Raw genomic sequence first — 20,140 nt, 5'->3', positions numbered from 1 at the left:
ACCAAGTAAGCCTTGAACCAAAGGAGTACACCATGGACGACAAGACTAAAGAGCAGATTCAGCAGGAGGCCGCCGAGCTGGTTGCCAAGCTGCAGCCGCGTTCCGGTAAGTTCCGCACCATCAGCCCCGAGATGGACCCGCTGCGTCTGGGCTCTGGCTGGAGCATCGAGGACCTGGACAAGCCGCAGGTCATCATCGAGTCGACGTTCGGCGACTCGCACCCGGGCTCCACCGGTCTGTTCGAGCTGGTCGAGGAGGTGCGCGCCGGCGTTGCCGAGGCTGGCGGCCACGGCGCCCGTTACTTCTGCACCGATATCTGCGACGGCGAGGCCCAGGGCCACGACGGCATCAACTACTCTCTGCCCAGCCGCGATATGATCGCCAACATGATCGAGATCCACGCCAAGGCCACCCCGTTCGACGCCGGCGTCTTTGTCGCCAGCTGCGATAAGGGTCTGCCCGCGAACCTCATGGCCATGGGCCGCATCAACATCCCCTCCATCGTCGTCACCGGCGGCGTCATGGACGCCGGCCCCGACCTGCTGACCCTGGAGCAGCTCGGCGCTATCTCGGCCCGCTACGAGCGCGGCGAGATTTCCCGCGAGGAGCTCGAGTTCGCTAAGCACAACGCCTGCCCCAGCTGCGGCGCCTGCTCCTTTATGGGCACCGCCTCGACCATGCAGGTCACGGCCGAGGCTCTGGGCCTCATGCTCCCCGGCACGGCTCTGCTGCCTGCCACCAGCTCCGACCTGCGTGAGTTCGCCCGCGAGGCCGGTCATCAGTCCGTGTGGCTCTCCGAGCACAACCTGTGCCCGCGCGACATCGTGACCAAGGAGTCCTTCGAGAACCTCATCATGGTCCACGGTGCCATCTCCGGCTCCACCAACTCGCTGCTGCACATACCCGCGATCGCCCGTGAGTTTGGCATCGAGATGTCCGCTGACGATTTCGATCGTCTGCACCGTGGCGCCCACTACCTGCTCAACGTTCGTCCCGCAGGCGAGTGGCCGGCGCAGTTCTTCTACTATGCGGGCGGCGTGCCGCGCATCATGGAGGAGATCAAGTCGATGCTCCACCTCGACGTCATGACCGTCACCGGCAAGACCCTCGGCGAGAACCTCGAGGACCTCAAGAACAACGGTTACTACGAAAAGTGCGGCCGCTACCTGGAGAAGTGGAACCTCAAGCGTGAGGACATCATCCGCCCGTTCGACCAGGCTTTCGGCACCGATGGTTCCATCGCCATCCTTCACGGCAACCTTGCCCCCGAGGGCGCCGTCGTCAAGCACACCGTCGTTCCGCGTGAGATGTTCCAGGCTACGCTCAAGGCCCGTCCGTTCGACTGTGAGGAGGACGCTATCCACGCCGTTCTGACGCACGAGGTCAAGCCCGGCGACGCCGTCATCATTCGCTACGAGGGCCCCAAGGGTTCCGGCATGCCCGAGATGTTCTACACCACCGAGGCTATCGCCAGCGACCCCGAACTCGGCGCTTCCATTGCCCTGATCACCGACGGCCGCTTCTCCGGTGCCTCCAAGGGCCCGGCTATCGGTCACGTTTCGCCCGAGGCTGCCGTGGGCGGTCCGATTGCCCTGATCGAGGAGGGCGACCTTATCCAGATCAACATCCCCGAGCGCTCGCTGTCCATCGTGGGCATCGCCGGTAAGGAGATGGAGCCGACCGAGGTCGACGCCGTTCTGGCCGAGCGCCGCGCCGCTTGGAAGCCCAAGGCTAACCGCTATACCTTCGGCACGCTCAAGCTCTTTACCGAGCATGCAGTTTCCGCCATCCAGGGTGGCTACATGGAGTAGCGCCCGTGCGCATCGAATTTTTCCTCTCATAGATGCGTGGCACAAAGAGCCCCGAGTTCATACGAGCTCGGGGCTCTTTTCGTTTGGATTGCAGACGTATTGCCAGACGAAAGCGTGTTGCGTCTGGGGTAAAATCGTACGAAAGCGCAATTTGCGTCTTAAATCAGGACGCAAATCAAGACGAAAACCGTTTACGTCTGGCTTAAATCCGTACGCAAACGGTTTTCGTCTTATAATACGGTCGTGAAAAGTACGAAACGAAGGGGTTATGCATATGGTTGTTAGAGAGGGCCCTACAGTCGAATACAAGGAAAGCGTTACGCCGACGTTTCTTAAAACGGTGAGCGCCTATGCAAACTACGGGACGGGCAAGATTGAGTTTGGCGTTAATGACGAGGGTATTGCCGTCGGTCTTGCAGATCCGGTTGCTGAATGTCTGCGCATCGAAAATATGATTAATGACAGCTTGGATCCCGCGCCCCGTTACTCGCTTGAGCCCGATGAGAAACACGGGACCGTAATCCTTACGGTTTATGAGGGCCAGGACAAACCCTATCGAAGCAAGGGAAAGGCCTACAGACGAAACGATTCGGCGACGGTGGAGGTCGACCGGTTTGAGTATGGCAGGCTGACGCTCGAAGGCAGCAACGTAACGTTCGACGCGCTCGCGTCGGCTCGCCAGGACTTGAGTTTTCACACGCTTGAGCATAAGTGTGTTGAACACCTCGGCATTTCCGAGCTAACGCCGGATATCATGCGTACGCTCCGCTTGCTCGGCAAGGATGGCTATACCAATGCCGCGGCGATTTTGGCGGATAAGAATGATTTTCCGGGCATTGACTGCGTCCGTTTTGGCGATACCGAGGATGTGATCTTGGATCGCGAGACGGCGACAGGTCTATCCGCAATTGAGCAGGTGGACAGGGCGGTTGCTATGTTTGCACGCTACTACCGTTATGAACGTATCGAGGGGATGGAACGCGTCCAAACCGATCGAATTCCTCTTGAGGCGTTCCGCGAAGCTGTCGCAAACGCTTTGGTGCATCGGACATGGGACGTTCGGGCGAACGTTCAAATTGCCCTGTACGACGATCGCGTCGTTGTGACTTCACCCGGACCGCTGCCCGCCGGTTTGACGACGGAACAATACCTGTATGGGCAGATATCCGTGCTCAGAAACCCAATTGTCGCTGAGGTCTTTCTAAAGCTGGATTACATCGAGAAATTTGGTACGGGAATCGCGCGAATCAGGCGTGCGTATCGAGATTCTTTGAGCCAGCCGGTATTTGATGTTCGCGGCGGCATGGTGGCCGTCACATTGCCCGTTATCGATGCCTTTGAAGGGTCTGAGGAAGAGGTCCAGGTTCTCAAGGCTTTGTCAGGCGGACGAATACTGTCGCGGGGCGAGATTGAGCAACAGACAGGATTGAGCCGCACGCGCACGTTGACGGCGCTTGAATCTTTGCTCAACCGAAACTCGATCGTAAGGCGGGGGACAGGACGCGCCACGAAATACGAGCGCGCATAGCTCAAAAGAGCAAAGCTACAAAACAGGCCCCAAGCCTACACCGGCTTGGGGCCTGCTGTCCTCTGGGATATTGGCGCCTCTACAGTTCAGCTTCCAGTTCGGCTTTGTGCTCGTAGAGGTAGTCGCGCATGTAGGGGATGGCAAATGAGACCTTGCCGTACGAAGGAGCCTCGATAATCGATTCTCTTAACAGGCGGCTGCGGACGGAGCTCACCTGTTGAGGCGTTTTGTTTAGGGCGTCGGCAACCATGCTGGTCGAGCTCGTCTGCCCCAAAGACGCCATGCTCAGCAGATAAGCGATGCACGTGGGCGGAATGCGCTGCAGCGCGGGCTCAATCACCATGCCGCAGAAGCGTTCGCGTGCCGTTGCAATGCCACGCTCGGCTTCTTCTTCTCCAATAATCGCTGTATGTGCGCGTCTTGCCAACTGCCATGCGTAGTATCCAACGAGTTGGATCATGAAAGGATAGCCTTGCGTTGCCTCGGCAAGTTGGCCGGCAATACCTGGCTGCAACTCCATGCCAGACGCTTCAATGGTTTCCTCGAGGGAGTACGACACTTCGGTTACTGCCACAGCCTTCAGGTCAAAGGGGAGGGCACGGCGCAAAAACGTAAGTGTCTTTCCGTTGATGATGCTTTCAATCATCGAAGGCAGCCCAGCAAAAACAAAGGCGATATCAAGGTCTTCGCCGATAACCTGCTGAATCGCAATGGAGAGCGTTCGGACCTCATCGAGCTCTGCGTCTTGAACCTCGTCGAGAGTGATGAGCAGGCCATTTCCATTCTTGGATATTGTCTGTCTCATGGCGTCGCGTAGCGATGGGCCGATTCGCTCAATGTCTATGCTGCCGATGGATATGCCAGCTACGGTGGGCTCAAATCTGGCGTGCTTGGCCTGGAATTTGGGCTGCAGCTGTTCGAGAATGCGCTGGCAAAGTCCCTCGGTTGCGACCTCTTTTATGACCGTCCAGCCACGGCTTTGCGCCAAACGTGAGCACTCGTCAAGGAGGACCGTCTTGCCCGTTCCACGGACGCCGGCTATGCGCATTAGGCGCCCAGGGGCACCAGGCCCGTTGGTGAGGCCCTCATTGAATTCTTCGAGCACATCTTCGCGGCCGATAATCGTGGGAGGTGTTTTACCTGCTGTGGGCTTAAAAGGGTTTGTTTGCATGTGAGCCACCTTTGCTCAAGATATAGCAAGATATAGCAAAGTATAGCAAGATATAGCAAAGTATAGCAAGATATAGCAAAGTATAGTGAGATATAGCAACGTATAGCGCTGTTTGCGGGTTCTTACGGTGGTGCTATTTCCCGAATGCCGCGCGCACAAAGCGCTGGGCGAACAGCTTATTAGCGATGTTGATGACATGGCCCAAGAACAGCGCCGAGATGGCGGTGGTCACGCCAAAGCCGCCCAGGTTGTGCATGAGCGCGAGCGACAGAACGAGAGACACGGCGACATGCGAGCAGTCGAACACGACTTTTACGTCGCCAAAGCGGCGTTTAATCTTTTCGGCAATGACCTGCACCAGGCCGTCGGGCGCGTTGGGGACAACGCCCATGTTGACGACGAGGCTTACGCCAAATGCAGTGACAGCGAGGGAGAGCAGCATGGTCTCAACCTGTATGGGGAGTGCTGCGGGATGCAGCGGGTTGACCGCCATGAAGAAGTCGGTGAAGCCGCCAATGAGCGTTGAGAAGCACAGCTCGAGCAGGATGCGCGGCTGGAACTCGCGTCGCAAGATAGTGAATTGTGCCACGATGTAGGCGACATAGGTAGCAGTGATCCAAAAGCCGAGCGTCTTGCCCGTGAGCATGGATAGGGTTGTGGCAAAGCACATGAGCGCGGCGATGCCCAGGCCGGATGCCGTCTGGAGACTCATGCCGAGTGCCAGTACTGCAACGCCCGCCAGATACATCAGCATCCTGATGACGGTATGGAACCAATCGATCTTCTCGCCATTCATGATGATGAGCGGTCGCATGTTGCTACCCGTCCTTTCGGTTGTGTGAAAAAACTGACCCGGACCGGCAAAAGAGGGTTATCGGAGGCACTGCTGTTAAAGCAGAAAAGCCGGCCCCACGGTCAGTTGTCTAGGAAGTGTCTCGCTGTGCCGGAATCGGACTGAAGAGCCAGCGAGACGGGAGGAAAGCAAATGACATTGCGTGGGCAATAGGATGCCAAGATGGTAGGGTGCGTCTTAGCATCCTATTGCTCACGCTCGACGAAATCGGTTTCGTTTGAGCCTTAGTATACGCACGGGATTCTATTTGCAAAGAGAAAAACAATAAAAAGTGAACGTTCACCTAATCGTAACAACTCGTTGGCTGTATCATGGCGGTAGTCGATACGAAACCGATTTCGTATCGACTACGCATGCGTTGTATCTGTCCATTATCTGGTGGTGTAAACGAGGGGTTACACCTGCCGCAAAAGCGGCATTCATCATTGTCCAGATCGAAAGGATCACCATGGAACAGCACACCGATTGCTCGTACTGCATGTGCGGGACCGACAACACGCTCGTCGATGCCTTTGGCATCCCCATGCTCGACCTGCCCGCCAGCAAGCTTATCCTGTTTAAGGAGCAAAGCCACAAAGGCCGCGTGATCGTGGCCTCCAAGCAGCATGTCGACGACATCTCCTGCATGTCCGAGGAGGACGCAGCTGCCTTTATGGCTGATGTTCGTCACGTCGCAGCCGCGCTGCACAAGGCGTTCAACCCTGACAAGATCAATTTTGGCGCTTATGGCGACACCATGCATCATCTGCATGTGCATATCGTCCCCAAGTACAAGGACGACCCGTTTGAGTTTGGTGACGTGTTCGCCATGAACCCCGGTCGCGTCACGCTCGAGCCGGCTCAGTACGACGAAATCGCCCAAGCAATCATCGCCAACCTGTAAAACCCCTTCGTCCCCCATAAGTTGCGGTGAAATACGGACTGTTTAGCGGCTTAGCTGGCTCCAAAGTCCGTATTTCACCGCAACTTATGAGGGGGCGGGGGATGCGATAGTATTGCATGGTGGTATTCGATTAACCGAGGGTTTATCCGAGGGCTTTATGGAACAACACCAGCATTATCAGAGCCTGCAAGACCAGGCATACAACGCATTGCGCTCCAAGATCATCTATGCCGAGCTCAAGCCCGGCACGCGCCTTTCGGCGATTGGCTTGGAAAAGGAGACGGGGATCGGGCGTACGCCCATTCGTGAGTCCTTTGTGCGCCTGCGCGAGCAAGAGCTGGTGGAAACGCGCCCCAAGAGCGGCACCTATGTCTCAAAAATTAGCATGGAGCGTGCCGAGAACGCCTGCTTTTTGCGCGAAAAGCTCGAGAGAAGCGTGCTGATCAAATGCTGCTCGGCTGCCACGCCCGAGCAAAAGCGCCAGCTTGAGCAGATCCTTGCCGAGTCTGAGTCGCTCGACCACAGCGAGACGCGTCGCTTCTTTGACCTGGATAACCTGTTCCACGAGACGTGCTTTGAGATTGCCGGCCGCCATATGTTGTGGGATTGGATGAGGAGCGTCAATACGCATTTTGAGCGGTATAACTGGCTGCGCGCGGTATCTCAGGACCTTGATTGGGAGCCGATTCGTCGTCAGCACCGTCGGATTTTGGAGGCCATTAAGGAAGGCGACACCGATACGGCGAGCTATCTGGCCGAGACGCACTTGCATCTGATGCCCGAGGAGCAGGGCCCGGTTATCGCCTTGCATCCCGACTATTTTGAGCTGTCCAAAGACTCGTTCATCTAATCAATCCCCATATAAAGTTGCGGTGAAATAGGGACTGTTTGGGGGTGCGGACAGAAAGTTGGACCGCGGGGCGGTCCGGACTGGAGGTTCGCATGTACAGCAGGGAGAAGGTCGAGCTCTTCCTCCTGGCGACGGAGGACGGCATGGGGCCCACCGCCGCCGCGGAGTTCGCGGGGGTCACGGTGAGCGCGGCCAAGAAGTGGGCGACGGGGCACCTCCCGCGCAGCTACACCGGCGGGGGCTGTAGAATCGTGTCGAGGAAGCCGCCACGGAAGGAGGCCAGCTTGGGCCCCGACAAGTCGATCTACGCCCCGCCCGCGACCGGCCCGCTCGCCGGGCTCAACGAGGACCAGATAGAGAACCTGCTGCTCAGGGCGGTGTTGGCCGACCTAAAAGCGGAAGGGTGGGACCCGGCTTCGATCTCGAACAGGAGCAAGTGCGAGCTCGGCGAGAGATTGAGGCTGGCGACCGCCCTGCCCCTCCGCTCGATCACAGGTTTCTTGAGGATATCGAAGAGCTCCTATGAGTACTGGAGGCCCCGCGTCGCCGCGCCGCGCGACCGCGACGCCGACATACGCGGCCGCGTGGTGCGCATCTTCCGCGAGGGCTCGGGGTGCTGGGGGTACCGCACCGTCTGGGCGCGCCTGCGCCGCGAGGGCGTCCGCGCCAGCGAGAAGCGCGTGGCCCGCGTGATGCGCGAGGAGGGCCTCGAGGTCGTCTACAACAAGAGGCGCGCCCGGGGCTACAGCTCCTACGCCGGCGAGGTCTCCAAGGCGCCGGAGAACCTCGTGAACAGGAAGTTCCGCGCCGACGAGCCCAACCGGCTGTGGCTCACCGACATCACCGAGTTCAGGCTACCGGGCGGCGAGAAGGTCTACCTGAGCCCGGTCATCGACTGCTTCGACGGGATGCCCGTCGCCTGGTCGATCGGGCTGCACCCCGACAAGCGCCTCGCGAACTCGAGCCTGCTCAAGGCCTGCGCGGCGAGGCCGGCGGGCGCGCGCACGACGATCCACTCGGACCGGGGCGGCCACTACCGCTGGCCGGAGTGGATCGGGATCTGCGAGGAGAACGGCCTGGTCAGGAGCATGTCCGCGAAGGGCTGCAGCCCGGACAACTCGGCCTGCGAGGGCTTCTTCGGGCGCCTCAAGAACGAGTTCTTCCGCTACAGGGACTGGGAGGGCGTGACGGCCGAGGAGTTCATGGGGAGGCTCGAGGCCTACCTCGTGTACTATCGGGATGGGCGCATCAAGAAGTCCCTCGGGTGGCTGAGCCCGACGGAGTACCGCAGGAAGCTTGGATACGCCTAGGCGCGGTCCAAGAAATAGTCCGCACCCCCTTTTGCGGCCTAGGTGGCGTAAACAGTCCGTATTTCACCGCAAGTGCGAGACGCTACCGGGGCACAAAAAAGCTACGGCGCCGCTTGGAGGAAAAGACCGGAAGCAAGGGTCCATTCCTTCAGACGGCAACGCAGCTGTTTTGATGGCTCGGTTTTTGTCGATGTGGCTCAACTGGGCGCGGTTGCCAGTCGAGTAGGCAAAGCGGCTCGGGGGCGTGTCGCTTCCGTCACGTTCTATCAGCATACAAGACGGTTTTGGTTCTTGTTCGTGACGGAAACGGCGCGCTTCCGAGCCGCTTTAAAAGAAAGGGGGCGAGGTCTAGGGCACGCCCCCCTTCACGATAGAGAGCTAAATCTAGCCGCGGACCTTCTTGACGACGTCCATGGCCTCGCGGGCGATCTGCTCGACCTTGGAGAAGTCGCCGTCGGCAAACAGGGCCGGCTTGACCATCCAGGTGCCACCGCAGGCGATGATGGCGGAGGAGCTCAGGTACTCCTCGACGTTGGCGGTGCTCACGCCGCCGGTGGGCATAAAGCGGTGACCGACAAACGGAGCGGCGAGGGCCTTGATGGTGTTCAGGCCGCCATACTGGGACGCGGGGAAGAACTTGGTGACCTTGAGGCCCAGGTTCTCGGCTGCGGTGACCTCGGAGGGGGTCACGGTGCCGGGAAGGACAGGCAGGTCGATGTCGATGCAGTGCTTCACGACGTCCTCGTTGTAGCCCGGGGAGACGATGAACTTGGCACCGACTGCGCGGGCCTGCTCAACCTGCTCGACGGTCAGGACAGTGCCGGCGCCAACGCACATCTTGGGTTCGGCCTCGGCCATAGCGGCGATGCACTCGGCGGCGCAGGCGGTGCGGAAGGTGACCTCGGCGGACTTCATGCCGGCTGCCATAAGGGCGTGGGCGAGCGGAGCGGCGTCCTCGACCTTGTCGAGCACAACGACCGGCACGATACCCAGGGACTCAAGCGTGGTGTAGAACTGATCGAACATAATGTTCCTTTCGATGTATGGCGCGCATAGGCGCGTGATTGCCAAATATGCTGGTCAGGAGCCGATTTTGGATTGGTTATCGGAGGCACTGCTTGGGGTTCAAGCAATTCCAAAACCGGCTGCTCGACCAGTCGTGTAGGGAATGCCAGACAAAACCGGAATGGGACTGGTGGTTTTGCCCGGCCGGAGGAATCGGGGAGCGGGTCGCAGGGGTATGGGATTGGAAAGCTGCGGCCCGCGGAATGGAGACGGACTAGCGCGCGACGCGGGTGCCACCGTCGGCGGCGGATGCCACGGCTGCGATCTCGCCTGCGGTCACCAAGTTGGAATCGCCCTTGATGGTGAGCTTGAGGATCGAGGCTGCAATCGCGTAGTTGACGGCGTCCTGCGGGCCAAAGTCGTTGATGAGGGCATGGACCAAACCGGCGTTGAAAGCGTCGCCGGCGGCAACGCCCTCGAGCACGTGAACGTCGTGAGCAGGGGAGAACCAGTGCTCGCCGCTCTCGGCGTCATAGAGCATGCCCATCCAGATGGAGCGCTCGACGCAGGAGATGTTGCGGACGACCGAAGCGACCTTCTTGCAGCCGTACTCGGCGCAGATTTGGCGGGCCATCTCGACGTAGGTGTCGCGCTCCTCGATGCCGTGGGCAAGGGAGCCGGAGACGCAGGTCATGCCGAGGCCGGCGGGTGCGTCCTCGTCGTTGGCGATGCAGATGTCGACGAGCGGCAGGAGCTCCTTCATGGTGGCCTGCGACTTTTCGGGCGACCACATCTTGCCGCGATAGTTGACGTCGCACACGGTGGTGATGCCCTTGGCGCGGCAAGCGGTGAGGGCATCCTTGCACGCAGCGGCCATCTCGTCGGAGACGGCGGGGGTCACGCCGGAGAAATAGAAGACATCGATGCCCTTGAGGATCTCGTCCCAGTCAAAGACGTCGCGCTTGGCCATGTTGATGGCGGAATACTTGCGGTCGTAGACGCAGCCGTTGCCGCGCTGCGAGGCACCGACTTCAAACACATAGGAGCCAAGACGGTCGCCCTGGCGCACGACGCGCGTGGTGTCGACGCCGTAGGCCTTCAGCGAACGCAGGGCGCACTCGCCCAGACGGTTGGCCGGGACAACGGAGACGTAAGCGGCCTTGTCGCCCTGGTAGGCCAGGGAAAGCGCAGTGTTGGCCTCGGCGCCGCCATAGCGAACGTCAAACTCGGTCGCCTGCTCAATACGCAGGTGATCTTTGGGCGAGAGTCTCATCATGATTTCGCCGAAGGTAAGAACCGTTTTACCCATGGTCGCGCAGCTCCTTCTTACTCGTGCGTACACCTTTGATATGGCGTTGGCACGGAGGTGCCAAGACGGTAGGGTACATCTTTGCACCTCCGTGCCAACGCTCGCCGAAATCGGTTTACGAAATCGGTTTCGTTTCGAGTTGTAGTATACTCACCTACAGCGTTTTGCAACCGAGATTTTTAAAAAAATGCCTAAAATGGCTCAGGCTGCCGACAATTGGGAAACGGGGTGCGCTATGGCGCAGATGAGAATCAAGGACATTGCCGCCGAGGCGGGCGTGAGTCCGGCCACGGTTTCGCGCTATCTCAATAACCGCCCCGGGCAGATGACCGAGGAAACCCGTGCTCGCATCGCAGCGGTTATCGAGCGCACCGGCTATCGCCCGCGTGCCGCCGCGCGCAATCTGCGCAGCTCGCGCACCAACCTCATCGGCGTCATCCTCGCCGATATCGCCAACCCGTTCTCGAGTGCCATGCTCGAGGGCCTTTCCGCCAGCGCCGCCGCACGCGGCTGCTCGCTCATGACGGCCATTAGCGGCAACGACCCCGCCAAGGAGGCCGAATCGCTTACCAGACTTATCGATGCGGGCGTGGATGGCTTGGTCGTCAACACCTGCGGCGGCAACGATGCAGCGATCGCTGCGGCTGCGGGGCGCCTGCCGGTCGTGTTGCTCGACCGCGACATCGAGGACGGCGGCATCGACTTGGTGACGTCTAACAACCGTGAGCTCGTCGCCGGGCTGGTCGACGCCTTGGCTGCTGCGGGCAGTGAGCGCCTGTGCCTGCTCACCGAGGCAAGCGATGACAGTCCTGTCCGTCGCGAGCGTGCCGAGGCCTTTACCGACGAGCTCGCTCGTCGCGGTCTTGCCGGCGAGGTTGTCACCCTCACCGACGGTGGCGCCGAGGGTATCAGTCGCCTGGACGAGACCATCCGCGATTACGCAGGTAAAAAGCTCGGCCTTATCGCCGTCAACGGTTTGGTCTTTTTGCGCTTGACCGAGGCGCTGGCCCAGCTTGGCCCCTCGCTGCCGGCGGGCCTAAAGATCGCGACGTTCGATGACTATCCCTGGAACCACGTGCTCTTTGGCGGCGTGACTACAGCCGCGCAGGACACCCAGGCAATTGCCGAGCGCGTGGTCGAGCGCCTGTCCGAGCGCATCGACGTCGTCACCACCACGGTAGGCGAGGCAGCAAGACTGGCGCCTAGGCGCATCGAGATCCCCGGCCATATCGAACACCGCGCCTCAACCTCACGCTAGCCTGTGTGATAATATATAGACAATGTCATACAGGAGGTATCCATGGCTGCGTCTGTACTGAGTGTGCGAGTGGACTCGTCAATTAAAGATTCATTTGCCGAGCTATGCGAAGAACTCGGCATGACTTCGTCTGTTGCGGTCAATATGTTTATGAGGCAGATGCTGCGCGAGCGTTCGCTGCCGTTTGTTCCTTCACTTGGTAAAAACCAAGCGAGCGAAAACGTCGTTGCAGACATTTTGGATATTGCTCAGATTGAGTCCGCCGTCCGCGAGGCGGCCAGCCCGATTCCCGCCATCAAAACCGTGGTCCTTTTTGGCTCGTATGCCCGTGGTGAGGCGCGTGTCGATAGCGATATCGATTTGCGTCTCGAGGTCGATCGCGAGCATGGCTTTGGTCTTTTCGCGTTGTCGGCGTTTGGTGAGGCGGTGCGCAAAGAAACTGGAAGGCAGGTTGACCTCGTCTCGAGTGATCATCTTGATAGCGATCTTGCCGCGGCAATCGAGCGCGAAGGAGTGATTGTTTATGATCGCGCGTAAGTCAGACAGCCTTCGCGCGCAAGAGGTCTTGGAGGCTATCTTCGAAACGAACGAGCGCATCAAGGCTTTTGATATCACCGAGGACCAGTTTCTGCATGCGAATGATGTGCGGACGAGGGCGTTGGCGGACTCCCTTTTGATGTGTGCGCTTAGGGTGACGGAAGAAGCGGGCAAGCTGTCGGAGCGCTCGCAGCGTCTTCATCCCGAAATTGAGTGGCGTGGAATTATCGGCATGAGAAATTATCTTGCGCATGATTACGGCAATGTCGACCGCTTGGTTGTTTGGGATGCAGTGACGATGGAGTTTCCCGCACTGGAACGAGCCTGTAGGCAAATTGTCTCCGAATCCGAGCGTTAGTTACTTGCCATCGTCACCCGCCCTCGCACGTTTTTTGAACGCCTGACACGCTTTAACCCTGCGGAAACATTTTTCTGCGATAGTATCTGCGATATAGAACAGTCGAAACCCGCCCGAAAGAAAGGGGAGCGACATGAACCAGCAGAACATCGATTACGTACTCCGCTCCGTAGAGCAGCGTGACATCCGCTTTGTGCGTCTGTGGTTTGTCGACATTCTCGGCCGCCTCAAGAACTTTGCCATTAGCCCCGAGGACCTCGAAGTCGCTTTTGAGGAGGGTATCGGCTTTGACGGCTCCGCCATCGAGGGCTTTGCCACGCCCGAGGAAGCCGACATGCTGGCGTTTCCCGATGCTTCGACCTTCCAGATTTTGCCGTGGCGCCCGAGCCACAACGGCGTCGCCCGCGTGTTCTGCGATGTGTGCACCCCCGACCGCAAGCCCTTCGCCGGCGATCCGCGCGATGCGTTGCGCCGCATGTTCTATAAGGCCGAGAAGGCTGGCTACCTGCTCAACGTGGGCGCCGAGCTGGAGTATTACTACTTCCCCGACGAGCACACCCCCGAGCCGCTCGACAACGTGGGCTACTTCGATCTTTCGGTGAGCGATGCCGCCCGCGACCTGCGTCGCAACACGGTCCTCACGCTCGAGAAGATGTCCGTACCCGTGGAGTACACCTTCCACGCCGCCGGCCGCTCGCAGCACGGCATGAGCCTGCGCCACGCCGAGGCCCTGAGCATGTCCGACGCCATCACCACGGCCAAACTCATCATTAAGCAGCAGGCCTACGAGAGCGGTTGCCACGCCTCCTTTATGCCCAAGCCGTTGGCAGGCGAGGACGGCAGTGCTATGTTCCTGTGCCAGTCGCTATTCGACCACGACGGCAACAACGTCTTTTGGGGCGAGGACGACGAGAAGTACCATCTTTCCGATATCGCCAAGCACTATATGGCCGGCATTCTGGCGCATGCCCGCGAGATCAGCGCCATCACTAACCCCACGGTCAACTCGTACAAGCGCATCACCACGGGTGGCGACTCCGTGCCGCAGTACGCCACGTGGGGCCTGCGCAACCGCGCGAGTATGGTCCGCATCCCGGTCTACAAGCCCGGCAAACAGCTGTCCACGCGCATCGAGCTTCGTAGCCCCGACCCCATGGCCAACCCGTACCTGGTCAACGCCGTCACGCTGGCGGCCGGTCTCGACGGCATCGAGCGCAAGCTGGAGCTCCCGCCCGAGGCCACGGCCGAGACGCTCAAGCTCACCGACCGCCAGATGGTCGAGGCCGGCTACACGCCGCTGCCGCGTTCGCTCAAAGAGGCGCTCGACGTGTTTGAGGACTCGCAGTTTATGAAGGATGCCCTCGGCGAGCACATCCACAGCTTCTTCCTCAAAAAGAAGCGTGACGAGTGGCATAAGTTTGAGTCTACGATCACCGAGTGGGAGATCAAGCACTACCTGGCGAACTCCTAATCGCGTTGGCTTGTTCCAGTACGATTGAGCTCATTTCTTTGGAGGCCGATATGTCCGAAAAGAGTGCCCTGTTCATGGCGCGCACGACGCGCTTCCACGAGTTTGCCCGCAGCTTGACGACCACCCTGGGTGTCGAGGTGAGCCTGGCCACTCCCGATTCGCCGACTGCGGCGCACGACTTTGACCTGCTGATCCTCGATTCCGACGGCATCCGCAGCGACCGCATCGATCAGATTGCCAAGTGGCTCGACGATCGCGGCGGCGTCCCCATGCTGGTGATTGTCGACGACGAGGCGCTCGGCACCCTGCGCCTGCCGAATCACGCGCATGCCGACTTTGTATGCCCCACGGCGACGCCCAACGAGCTTAAGGCTCGCGCGCAGCGCCTGATGGGCGAGGAGGAGACCGTCACCGCCGACGATGTGCTCAACATCGATAACCTCGAGATTAACCTGGCTACCTACCAGGTGACGCTCGATAACGAGCCCATTGACCTGACGCTGATGGAGTATTCGCTGCTGAGCTTTTTGGCGACGCACCCCAACCGCGCCTACAGCCGCGAAGTGCTGCTGCACCGCGTGTGGGGCTTTGAGTACTGCGGCGGCACGCGCACCGTCGACGTGCACATTCGACGCATCCGCTCCAAGGTGGGCCCGCAGATCGCGGCGCACATCACCACCGTCCGCGGCGTGGGCTATCTGTTTAAGGACTAGCAAGTAAATAGAGGAATGTGAGGGTACCGGAGATTTCTCCAGTACCCTTTTCTCGTTTAGGGCGAAAAGAAGACCTTTCACCGATTTAAAGTGGGTCAGTAAAAACAATATCAAACGTATAACTATCTCACGAATATCATTTAGTTACCGTATCTCCCTACTGCACGGATGGAGGAAGAAATGCGTTATTCGAGAAAGGTGATTGTCGGATTCATAGTATTGCTTGCCGCCCTGATGTCTCCAAGGTTGGTTTTTGGAGACGACGACTTGGTTCGTGTCACATCGCAAATAGCTGTGGAGCAAGCGCAAGCTTTCTTTGATGACGTATCGGATGAGCCGGTGACCGCTTGTGACCCAGTAAAAATGGTGAATTCCGATGGGGAATCAATCGGGTATATCGTTCGCGCGAAGCGGGATGACGTTAACTATGGCTACGTCGTATTTGATTCAGAGCGATCTTGGTGGATCAGCGAATACTGCTTGGCTCCGAACGCTCTTTTACCTATCGAGAGTGCAAGCGAAGAAATTGCACTCCTCGCATCCTCGGATAACGTCGTTGCGTTAAAGATTGACGAGCTAACTGTTGGCGTTGCCGACTTAGATAAAAACATTGTTTTAGACGCAAGTGGAAAAAAAGTACCAAATAAATTGTCCTCGGGAGGCAATCGCAGCGGATCGCCGGAACATTTCGATGACGTTTTTGTATCTGCCAAGGATTTGTATAAACAGGGATATGTTGTTGATGCGAGCAAAACGGTTTCGGGAATAATAACGCCAACGCAAACAGAAGTTATCAAAGAAACGGGGACTTATGCTTGCGCTGTTTCGGCAATGTTTGCAGTTAGCAGTCACTATGTGACTTTGAACCGCCTTAAATTGTCCGATTTATACTCGGAGCTTTGGAGGCTGTCGGGGACATGGGAAGAAGAAGGAGGAAAGAAATATGATCAAGCGACTGGTCTGTACTTTACTCAAGGCAAGACTTCTCCTGACAAACCCGCTCCGGCCTTAAAGGAGTTTTGTGCAAGACGAGGCAAGGAGCTTGAGACGTCATTCGTTTGGTATCCGTCATGGGATTCCTTTAGGGTGAATACCGACTCGGGGAATCTGAGTATTTTCTCTGGAAGGCTCCGGTCAAATGGCAGCGGGCACGCAATGGCAGTTGTGGGCTACGTGGCAATGCATAACACATACTCGAATGCCAAGAAGTACCTGCTTGTTGTTTGGAATGGATGGACAAACCAGCTACAGTTTCTTCCATATGACGTATCAATTTACACGTCTCACGATGGCACATATTGCAAGGGTTGATTGTACTCGTGAACGGCGACAAGTTCATTCGAAGGGCAATGCTCCTATTGGTGCTTTCCTTTGCTTTGCTCACCGCAGCGAGCTTCTTTCTGTTAAGGGCGACTAATGGGGGAGAAAACGACACGGTTGTTGCAGTCGAGGTGCGTGCTCTATCGGATGTTCATAACGGGCAATTTGAGGCGCTTATGCCAAGTGGTTGCCGTAAGAGAATCGATATGCGCCGTAAGTCAAGTTCCGGATATGTCTCAGGGTTGAAAGCAGGTGATAAATGGATTCTAGTTTTTGTGGAAGATAAGGAACTTGACGGGACTGTTCTGTATCCCCATTCAGCTGAGAAAGTCAAATCAAGTAGACAAGGGGAATGAAGAATGATTGACAGAAAGCAGTTCTTAGGTCTGATGGCGGGGGCTCCTATTTTGATGCGAGCCGGGATGGCAGAAGCCGTGGAGTTGCCGGACGCTCAGAAGCGATTGACGCTCGTAGTCGACACGGTGGTCAGAGATGAAAATGGCAATGAAAAAACGCGAACAAGAAGCAGAGAGACTATTTTCACGCCAGAGAGCAAAACTGTGTCTGCCGACGCTATGGCCGGTGATGTCATAACAATCCAGAGGGAATCAGATGAAACGTTGCCGCTGCTTGCCAAGATTGAGCTCACAGTCGCTTATTATAACGATAAAACAGAAATTGAGATTCGTTCCGGAAAGTACTCGATAGTCCAAATCGATCCGCTTGTGATGTACGCAAACGCTTGGTATGCGCTCATGCAGAAAGATAAATATGTGATGAACTACTTCACAGAAAGCGAAGCATCATATGAAACGGGGTGGGGGCCAACGCCATACGACGCGGAGAAGGATAAATGGACGTGCGGATCAGGCATGGGTGCGACGATTACGGACTTTATTAACGATTCAACATATAATTTTGCTATCGACTGTTATATTGAATAGACATGACGGCATAAAACGAATTGGCTTATAAGCATGTCATTACTTAAGCAAAGCTGAAATCTTGGCATCTAGTGCTCGGGACTGCCCAGCTTGGGGTACAAATCAACGTGAACAATGATGGCCCGCCACATGTTTGGCGGGCCTTTGGTTATTTGACGAAAGGATCGCAGCCATGAGCGAGAACGATTCCCAGCGTCCCCAGGATGCGGGCAGCGCTGGCGAGACCCAGCAGCAGCCGCGTGTGCAGGTGGAGTCGACGCCTGCCGACGGCAACATTCCCTACGTGCAGGCTTACGACACGCAGACCGGCCAGCCGCTAGGCAGCCAGCAGGTTGTAAATAAGCACACGGTGGTCAAGACCAAGACCAAAAAGCTGCCGATCTTTATTACGGCACTCGCCGGCTGTGCGTGCGGCGCTCTGCTGGTCATCGCGCTCATTATGAGTGGCACGCTCAATATTGGCGGCGGAAAGAATGCCGTGACGGCGGGTGCTTCGGGTTCATCGACGCAAAAGATCACCATCGACTCCGAGGACACCACGCTGGCCGAGGCCGTTTCTGCCAAGGCCCTGCCTTCCGTCGTTTCCATCACCGCCACTTCGAGCGGTAGCCAGAATGGCTCGCTTTCGCAGTCTGCCGATGAGTCGGATAGCTCGGGCAGCGTCGGTTCGGGCGTGGTGCTCGATACCGAGGGCCACATCCTCACCAACAACCACGTGGTCGACGGCTACGACCAGTACGTGGTGACCATGGACGACGGCACCACCTACGAGGCTGAGTTCGTGGGCAACGATGCCTCGAGCGACCTCGCCGTCATCAAGCTCAAGGATGCTGACGCCTCCAAGCTCACCCCGATCGAGATCGGCGACTCCTCCAAGCTCAACGTGGGCGAGTGGGTCATGGCGATCGGCTCGCCGTTCGGCAACGAGCAGTCCGTCTCCACGGGCATCGTGTCGGCGCTCTATCGCTCCACGGCCATGAGCTCTACCAGCGGCAACACCATCTACGCCAACATGATCCAGACCGATGCTGCCATCAACCCGGGCAACTCCGGCGGCGCGCTCGTCAACGACAACGGCGAGCTCGTGGGTATCAACTCGCTCATCGAGAGCTATTCGGGCTCCAGCTCGGGCGTGGGCTTTGCCATTCCGGTCAACTATGCCAAGAACATTGCCGACCAGATCATCGACGGCAAGACGCCGGTTCATCCGTACCTGGGCGCCACGCTTTCGAGCGTCAATGCGCTCAATGCCCGTACCAACAAGCTCAGCACCGATAGCGGCGCCTACGTGGCAAGCGTCGTCGAGGACGGTCCCGCTGCCAAGGCCGGCATCCAAGAGGGCGATGTCATTACCAAGCTGGGCGACGATGAGATTACGAGCGCCGATGGCCTGATCATCGCTCTGCGCAGCCACGAGGTGGGCGAGAAGGTCGAGATCACGCTCATGCGCGGCAAGGAAGAGAAGAAGGTCACGGTTGAGCTGGGCTCTGACGAGGAGCTGCAGAGCCAGCAGCAGGACGACAGCGCGACCGACACCGGCAACGGCGGCATTACTGACGAGCAGTTGCGCCAGTATCTGGAGGAGCTGCTGGGCCAGCAGGGCCAGGGCTACGGCCAGGGCTACTAACGAGCCGCACATACCGATGCCAGAGGGGGCTGTCCCGTCAATGCGGGACAGCCCCCTCTTTTCTCATCGATCCGTTGGGGATGGAGGAAAACGGATCATTTTGGTTAGTCTTCGTCGCTGGGAAGGCTTCCAAATGCCTCGATGTACTCTTCGTCTGACATCCAGTCAATGATGTCGCCAGGTTTGCAGTGAAGTGCCTCGCACATCGCGGTCAACGTCGAAAAGCGAATGCCCTTGAGCCGCCCCGTTTTAATGCGCGAAACGTTAACGGGCGAGATGCCGATAATGTCGGCAAGTTCTTGAGAGGACATTTTGCGATCCGCCATGACGCGATCGAGTCTCATGACGATTGGCATGCTGCCCTCCTTCTAAATAATGGCGTCAACGTCCGACTGCAAGAGTCGCCCGTACTCAAAGATAGCCGAAAGGGATAGCGCAAACAAAGCGAGAACCAGTGTCCAAGCGTTAAAACCAAAGATACCAATTGCAGTAATACTGACGTCGTTGGGGAGCTGGACGGCACACAGGTTATCGAAGGTAATCGAGACAATTGAAGAAATGAGCAGCAGAAGCCCAACAACCAGAAAACGCCGGCATTGTTTTCGCGTGAATATCGACTGAGTACTGACGACGTCAAAGCAGAAGTTCAAGTAGACAATCAGGCATGCGATTGAGAGCGCCAGGGCCAGAACATCGCGGATGGCAAGTGCGGTAAGGACGGCGCTCGGAATGGACTCACCATTAATATAGAAGGGAGTGGGTGCAAAGAGCACCTCCCGCGCCTCGTTGGCAACGCTGAACGCTGAGAAGGCCGCCATGATTGCTGCGACAGACAAAGTGGCGAGCAACATCACATTGCTAAAACAGCATCGTTTATCTGAGCTTTCCATAATTAACCCCAAAAAGGCTGCGGCAATGCCGCAGCCAAAAAATCCTAAGCATAGATAGTTCTTGCTTCAGAATGCCAACTGCCGTTGTAATAGTAAGTAACAGTTACGACGACGCTTCCGTTGCTGAGTCCGTATCTATAAGTCCAGCTGATGTTGCTTACTCGAGAATTGGAGGTCCAGTTCTTTATGGATTTGATGCCTGTTATCGTTCCATAGGTATCGTTAACAGTGTAAGTAACATGGAGCCTGACGCCGTTCGAATAGGCGAGGGTGGTTTCGGCGGTGTAGATTGAACGACTTTC

Annotated in this window: 20 protein-coding genes; 14 read left to right on the top strand and 6 right to left on the bottom strand. The window is 57.8% G+C overall.

The window, feature by feature from the left end:
- The first annotated feature begins 32 nt into the window (after positions 1–32).
- Both ilvD and KSY82_RS00335 read left to right on the top strand, forming a co-directional pair.
- Positions 33–1,811, top strand: coding sequence for a dihydroxy-acid dehydratase (gene ilvD, locus KSY82_RS00340; RefSeq protein WP_217749808.1), 1,779 nt, complete (start codon positions 33–35; stop codon positions 1,809–1,811).
- A gap of 274 nt (positions 1,812–2,085) precedes the next feature.
- Positions 2,086–3,339, top strand: coding sequence for an ATP-binding protein (locus tag KSY82_RS00335; protein WP_217749807.1), 1,254 nt, complete (start codon positions 2,086–2,088; stop codon positions 3,337–3,339).
- 79 nt (positions 3,340–3,418) lie between these two features.
- Here the strand turns inward: KSY82_RS00335 and KSY82_RS00330 are convergent, their stop codons facing one another.
- A complete protein-coding gene (locus tag KSY82_RS00330; RefSeq protein WP_217749806.1) occupies positions 3,419–4,510 on the bottom strand; it encodes an ATP-binding protein in 1,092 nt (363 codons plus the stop codon).
- A 133-nt stretch (positions 4,511–4,643) separates the two neighbouring features.
- The gene (locus KSY82_RS00325) at positions 4,644–5,324 is read right to left on the bottom strand and encodes a YczE/YyaS/YitT family protein (protein ID WP_217749805.1); all 681 of its coding nucleotides are present in this window, start codon (positions 5,322–5,324) and stop codon (positions 4,644–4,646) included.
- 487 nt (positions 5,325–5,811) lie between these two features.
- On the opposite strand from KSY82_RS00325, the gene KSY82_RS00320 reads away from it, so the two are divergent.
- From KSY82_RS00320 to KSY82_RS00310, 3 genes are all read left to right on the top strand, one after another.
- Positions 5,812–6,246, top strand: a complete 435-nt coding sequence (locus KSY82_RS00320) for an HIT family protein (RefSeq protein ID WP_217749804.1) — start codon at positions 5,812–5,814, stop codon at positions 6,244–6,246.
- Between the two features lie 157 nt (positions 6,247–6,403).
- Positions 6,404–7,096 carry a GntR family transcriptional regulator gene (locus KSY82_RS00315; RefSeq protein WP_217749803.1) on the top strand — a complete coding sequence of 231 codons (693 nt, stop codon included), beginning with the start codon at positions 6,404–6,406 and terminating at the stop codon, positions 7,094–7,096.
- Between the two features lie 92 nt (positions 7,097–7,188).
- Positions 7,189–8,406: an IS3 family transposase gene (locus KSY82_RS00310; protein WP_217749802.1), complete on the top strand. Its 1,218-nt coding sequence runs from the start codon at positions 7,189–7,191 to the stop codon at positions 8,404–8,406.
- Positions 8,407–8,790: 384 nt separating this feature from the next.
- On the opposite strand, the gene eda is transcribed toward KSY82_RS00310, so the two are convergent.
- Together eda and KSY82_RS00300 are read right to left on the bottom strand one after the other, a co-directional pair.
- Complete coding sequence (eda, locus tag KSY82_RS00305; RefSeq protein WP_217749801.1) at positions 8,791–9,432, bottom strand: bifunctional 4-hydroxy-2-oxoglutarate aldolase/2-dehydro-3-deoxy-phosphogluconate aldolase; 642 nt, start codon at positions 9,430–9,432, stop codon at positions 8,791–8,793.
- Between the two features lie 253 nt (positions 9,433–9,685).
- A complete protein-coding gene (locus tag KSY82_RS00300; protein WP_217749800.1) occupies positions 9,686–10,720 on the bottom strand; it encodes a sugar kinase in 1,035 nt (344 codons plus the stop codon).
- A gap of 235 nt (positions 10,721–10,955) precedes the next feature.
- Here KSY82_RS00300 and KSY82_RS00295 point away from each other — a divergent pair, with 235 nt between their 5' ends.
- The 9 genes from KSY82_RS00295 to KSY82_RS00255 all read left to right on the top strand — a co-directional run bounded on the left by KSY82_RS00295 (position 10,956) and on the right by KSY82_RS00255 (position 18,948).
- On the top strand, positions 10,956–11,978 hold the full coding sequence (locus tag KSY82_RS00295; RefSeq protein WP_217749799.1) for a LacI family DNA-binding transcriptional regulator: 1,023 nt from the start codon (positions 10,956–10,958) through the stop codon (positions 11,976–11,978).
- A gap of 42 nt (positions 11,979–12,020) precedes the next feature.
- Complete coding sequence (locus KSY82_RS00290) at positions 12,021–12,515, top strand: type II toxin-antitoxin system RelB/DinJ family antitoxin (RefSeq protein ID WP_217749798.1); 495 nt, start codon at positions 12,021–12,023, stop codon at positions 12,513–12,515.
- Entirely contained in the window at positions 12,502–12,873 is a 372-nt protein-coding gene (locus tag KSY82_RS00285; RefSeq protein WP_217749797.1) for a HepT-like ribonuclease domain-containing protein, read from the top strand. The genes KSY82_RS00290 and KSY82_RS00285 overlap by 14 nt, the downstream gene beginning before the upstream one ends.
- A gap of 133 nt (positions 12,874–13,006) precedes the next feature.
- Positions 13,007–14,344, top strand: a complete 1,338-nt coding sequence (locus KSY82_RS00280; protein ID WP_195246047.1) for a glutamine synthetase family protein — start codon at positions 13,007–13,009, stop codon at positions 14,342–14,344.
- A gap of 50 nt (positions 14,345–14,394) precedes the next feature.
- Positions 14,395–15,057, top strand: a complete 663-nt coding sequence (locus tag KSY82_RS00275) for a response regulator transcription factor (RefSeq protein ID WP_006234733.1) — start codon at positions 14,395–14,397, stop codon at positions 15,055–15,057.
- Positions 15,058–15,237: 180 nt separating this feature from the next.
- Complete coding sequence (locus KSY82_RS00270; protein WP_217749796.1) at positions 15,238–16,368, top strand: hypothetical protein; 1,131 nt, start codon at positions 15,238–15,240, stop codon at positions 16,366–16,368.
- Positions 16,369–16,376: 8 nt separating this feature from the next.
- A complete protein-coding gene (locus tag KSY82_RS00265) occupies positions 16,377–16,733 on the top strand; it encodes a hypothetical protein (RefSeq protein WP_117648531.1) in 357 nt (118 codons plus the stop codon).
- A gap of 3 nt (positions 16,734–16,736) precedes the next feature.
- Positions 16,737–17,321 (top strand): hypothetical protein, encoded by a 585-nt coding sequence (locus tag KSY82_RS00260; RefSeq protein ID WP_217749795.1) that lies wholly within the window; start codon positions 16,737–16,739, stop codon positions 17,319–17,321.
- A 172-nt stretch (positions 17,322–17,493) separates the two neighbouring features.
- A complete protein-coding gene (locus tag KSY82_RS00255) occupies positions 17,494–18,948 on the top strand; it encodes a S1C family serine protease (RefSeq protein WP_217749794.1) in 1,455 nt (484 codons plus the stop codon).
- Positions 18,949–19,052: 104 nt separating this feature from the next.
- On the opposite strand, the gene KSY82_RS00250 is transcribed toward KSY82_RS00255, so the two are convergent.
- A complete protein-coding gene (locus tag KSY82_RS00250) occupies positions 19,053–19,304 on the bottom strand; it encodes a helix-turn-helix domain-containing protein (RefSeq protein ID WP_161115503.1) in 252 nt (83 codons plus the stop codon).
- A 12-nt stretch (positions 19,305–19,316) separates the two neighbouring features.
- The gene (locus tag KSY82_RS00245) at positions 19,317–19,838 is read right to left on the bottom strand and encodes a hypothetical protein (protein ID WP_195443937.1); all 522 of its coding nucleotides are present in this window, start codon (positions 19,836–19,838) and stop codon (positions 19,317–19,319) included.
- Positions 19,839–20,140 lie beyond the last annotated feature (302 nt).

Origin of the sequence: Collinsella aerofaciens, from assembly GCF_019131995.1 — a bacterium.
Classification (GTDB): Bacteria; Actinomycetota; Coriobacteriia; order Coriobacteriales; family Coriobacteriaceae; genus Collinsella; species Collinsella aerofaciens_S.
This window is presented reverse-complemented; position numbering and strand designations above follow the sequence as displayed.

Bases quoted from the DNA above. Each gene is read 5' to 3' on its own strand.
- KSY82_RS00255 (WP_217749794.1), top strand. From the start codon at position 17,494: ATGAGCGAGAACGATTCCCAGCGTCCCCAGGATGCGGGCAGCGCTGGC.
- KSY82_RS00245 (WP_195443937.1), bottom strand. From the start codon at position 19,838: ATGGAAAGCTCAGATAAACGATGCTGTTTTAGCAATGTGATGTTGCTC.
- KSY82_RS00335 (WP_217749807.1), top strand. From the start codon at position 2,086: ATGGTTGTTAGAGAGGGCCCTACAGTCGAATACAAGGAAAGCGTTACG.
- KSY82_RS00270 (WP_217749796.1), top strand. From the start codon at position 15,238: ATGCGTTATTCGAGAAAGGTGATTGTCGGATTCATAGTATTGCTTGCC.
- eda (WP_217749801.1), bottom strand. From the start codon at position 9,432: ATGTTCGATCAGTTCTACACCACGCTTGAGTCCCTGGGTATCGTGCCG.
- KSY82_RS00250 (WP_161115503.1), bottom strand. From the start codon at position 19,304: ATGCCAATCGTCATGAGACTCGATCGCGTCATGGCGGATCGCAAAATG.
- KSY82_RS00310 (WP_217749802.1), top strand. From the start codon at position 7,189: ATGTACAGCAGGGAGAAGGTCGAGCTCTTCCTCCTGGCGACGGAGGAC.
- KSY82_RS00325 (WP_217749805.1), bottom strand. From the start codon at position 5,324: ATGCGACCGCTCATCATCATGAATGGCGAGAAGATCGATTGGTTCCAT.
- KSY82_RS00280 (WP_195246047.1), top strand. From the start codon at position 13,007: ATGAACCAGCAGAACATCGATTACGTACTCCGCTCCGTAGAGCAGCGT.
- KSY82_RS00300 (WP_217749800.1), bottom strand. From the start codon at position 10,720: ATGGGTAAAACGGTTCTTACCTTCGGCGAAATCATGATGAGACTCTCG.
- KSY82_RS00285 (WP_217749797.1), top strand. From the start codon at position 12,502: ATGATCGCGCGTAAGTCAGACAGCCTTCGCGCGCAAGAGGTCTTGGAG.
- KSY82_RS00320 (WP_217749804.1), top strand. From the start codon at position 5,812: ATGGAACAGCACACCGATTGCTCGTACTGCATGTGCGGGACCGACAAC.
- KSY82_RS00260 (WP_217749795.1), top strand. From the start codon at position 16,737: ATGATTGACAGAAAGCAGTTCTTAGGTCTGATGGCGGGGGCTCCTATT.
- KSY82_RS00275 (WP_006234733.1), top strand. From the start codon at position 14,395: ATGTCCGAAAAGAGTGCCCTGTTCATGGCGCGCACGACGCGCTTCCAC.
- KSY82_RS00330 (WP_217749806.1), bottom strand. From the start codon at position 4,510: ATGCAAACAAACCCTTTTAAGCCCACAGCAGGTAAAACACCTCCCACG.
- KSY82_RS00315 (WP_217749803.1), top strand. From the start codon at position 6,404: ATGGAACAACACCAGCATTATCAGAGCCTGCAAGACCAGGCATACAAC.
- ilvD (WP_217749808.1), top strand. From the start codon at position 33: ATGGACGACAAGACTAAAGAGCAGATTCAGCAGGAGGCCGCCGAGCTG.
- KSY82_RS00295 (WP_217749799.1), top strand. From the start codon at position 10,956: ATGGCGCAGATGAGAATCAAGGACATTGCCGCCGAGGCGGGCGTGAGT.
- KSY82_RS00290 (WP_217749798.1), top strand. From the start codon at position 12,021: ATGGCTGCGTCTGTACTGAGTGTGCGAGTGGACTCGTCAATTAAAGAT.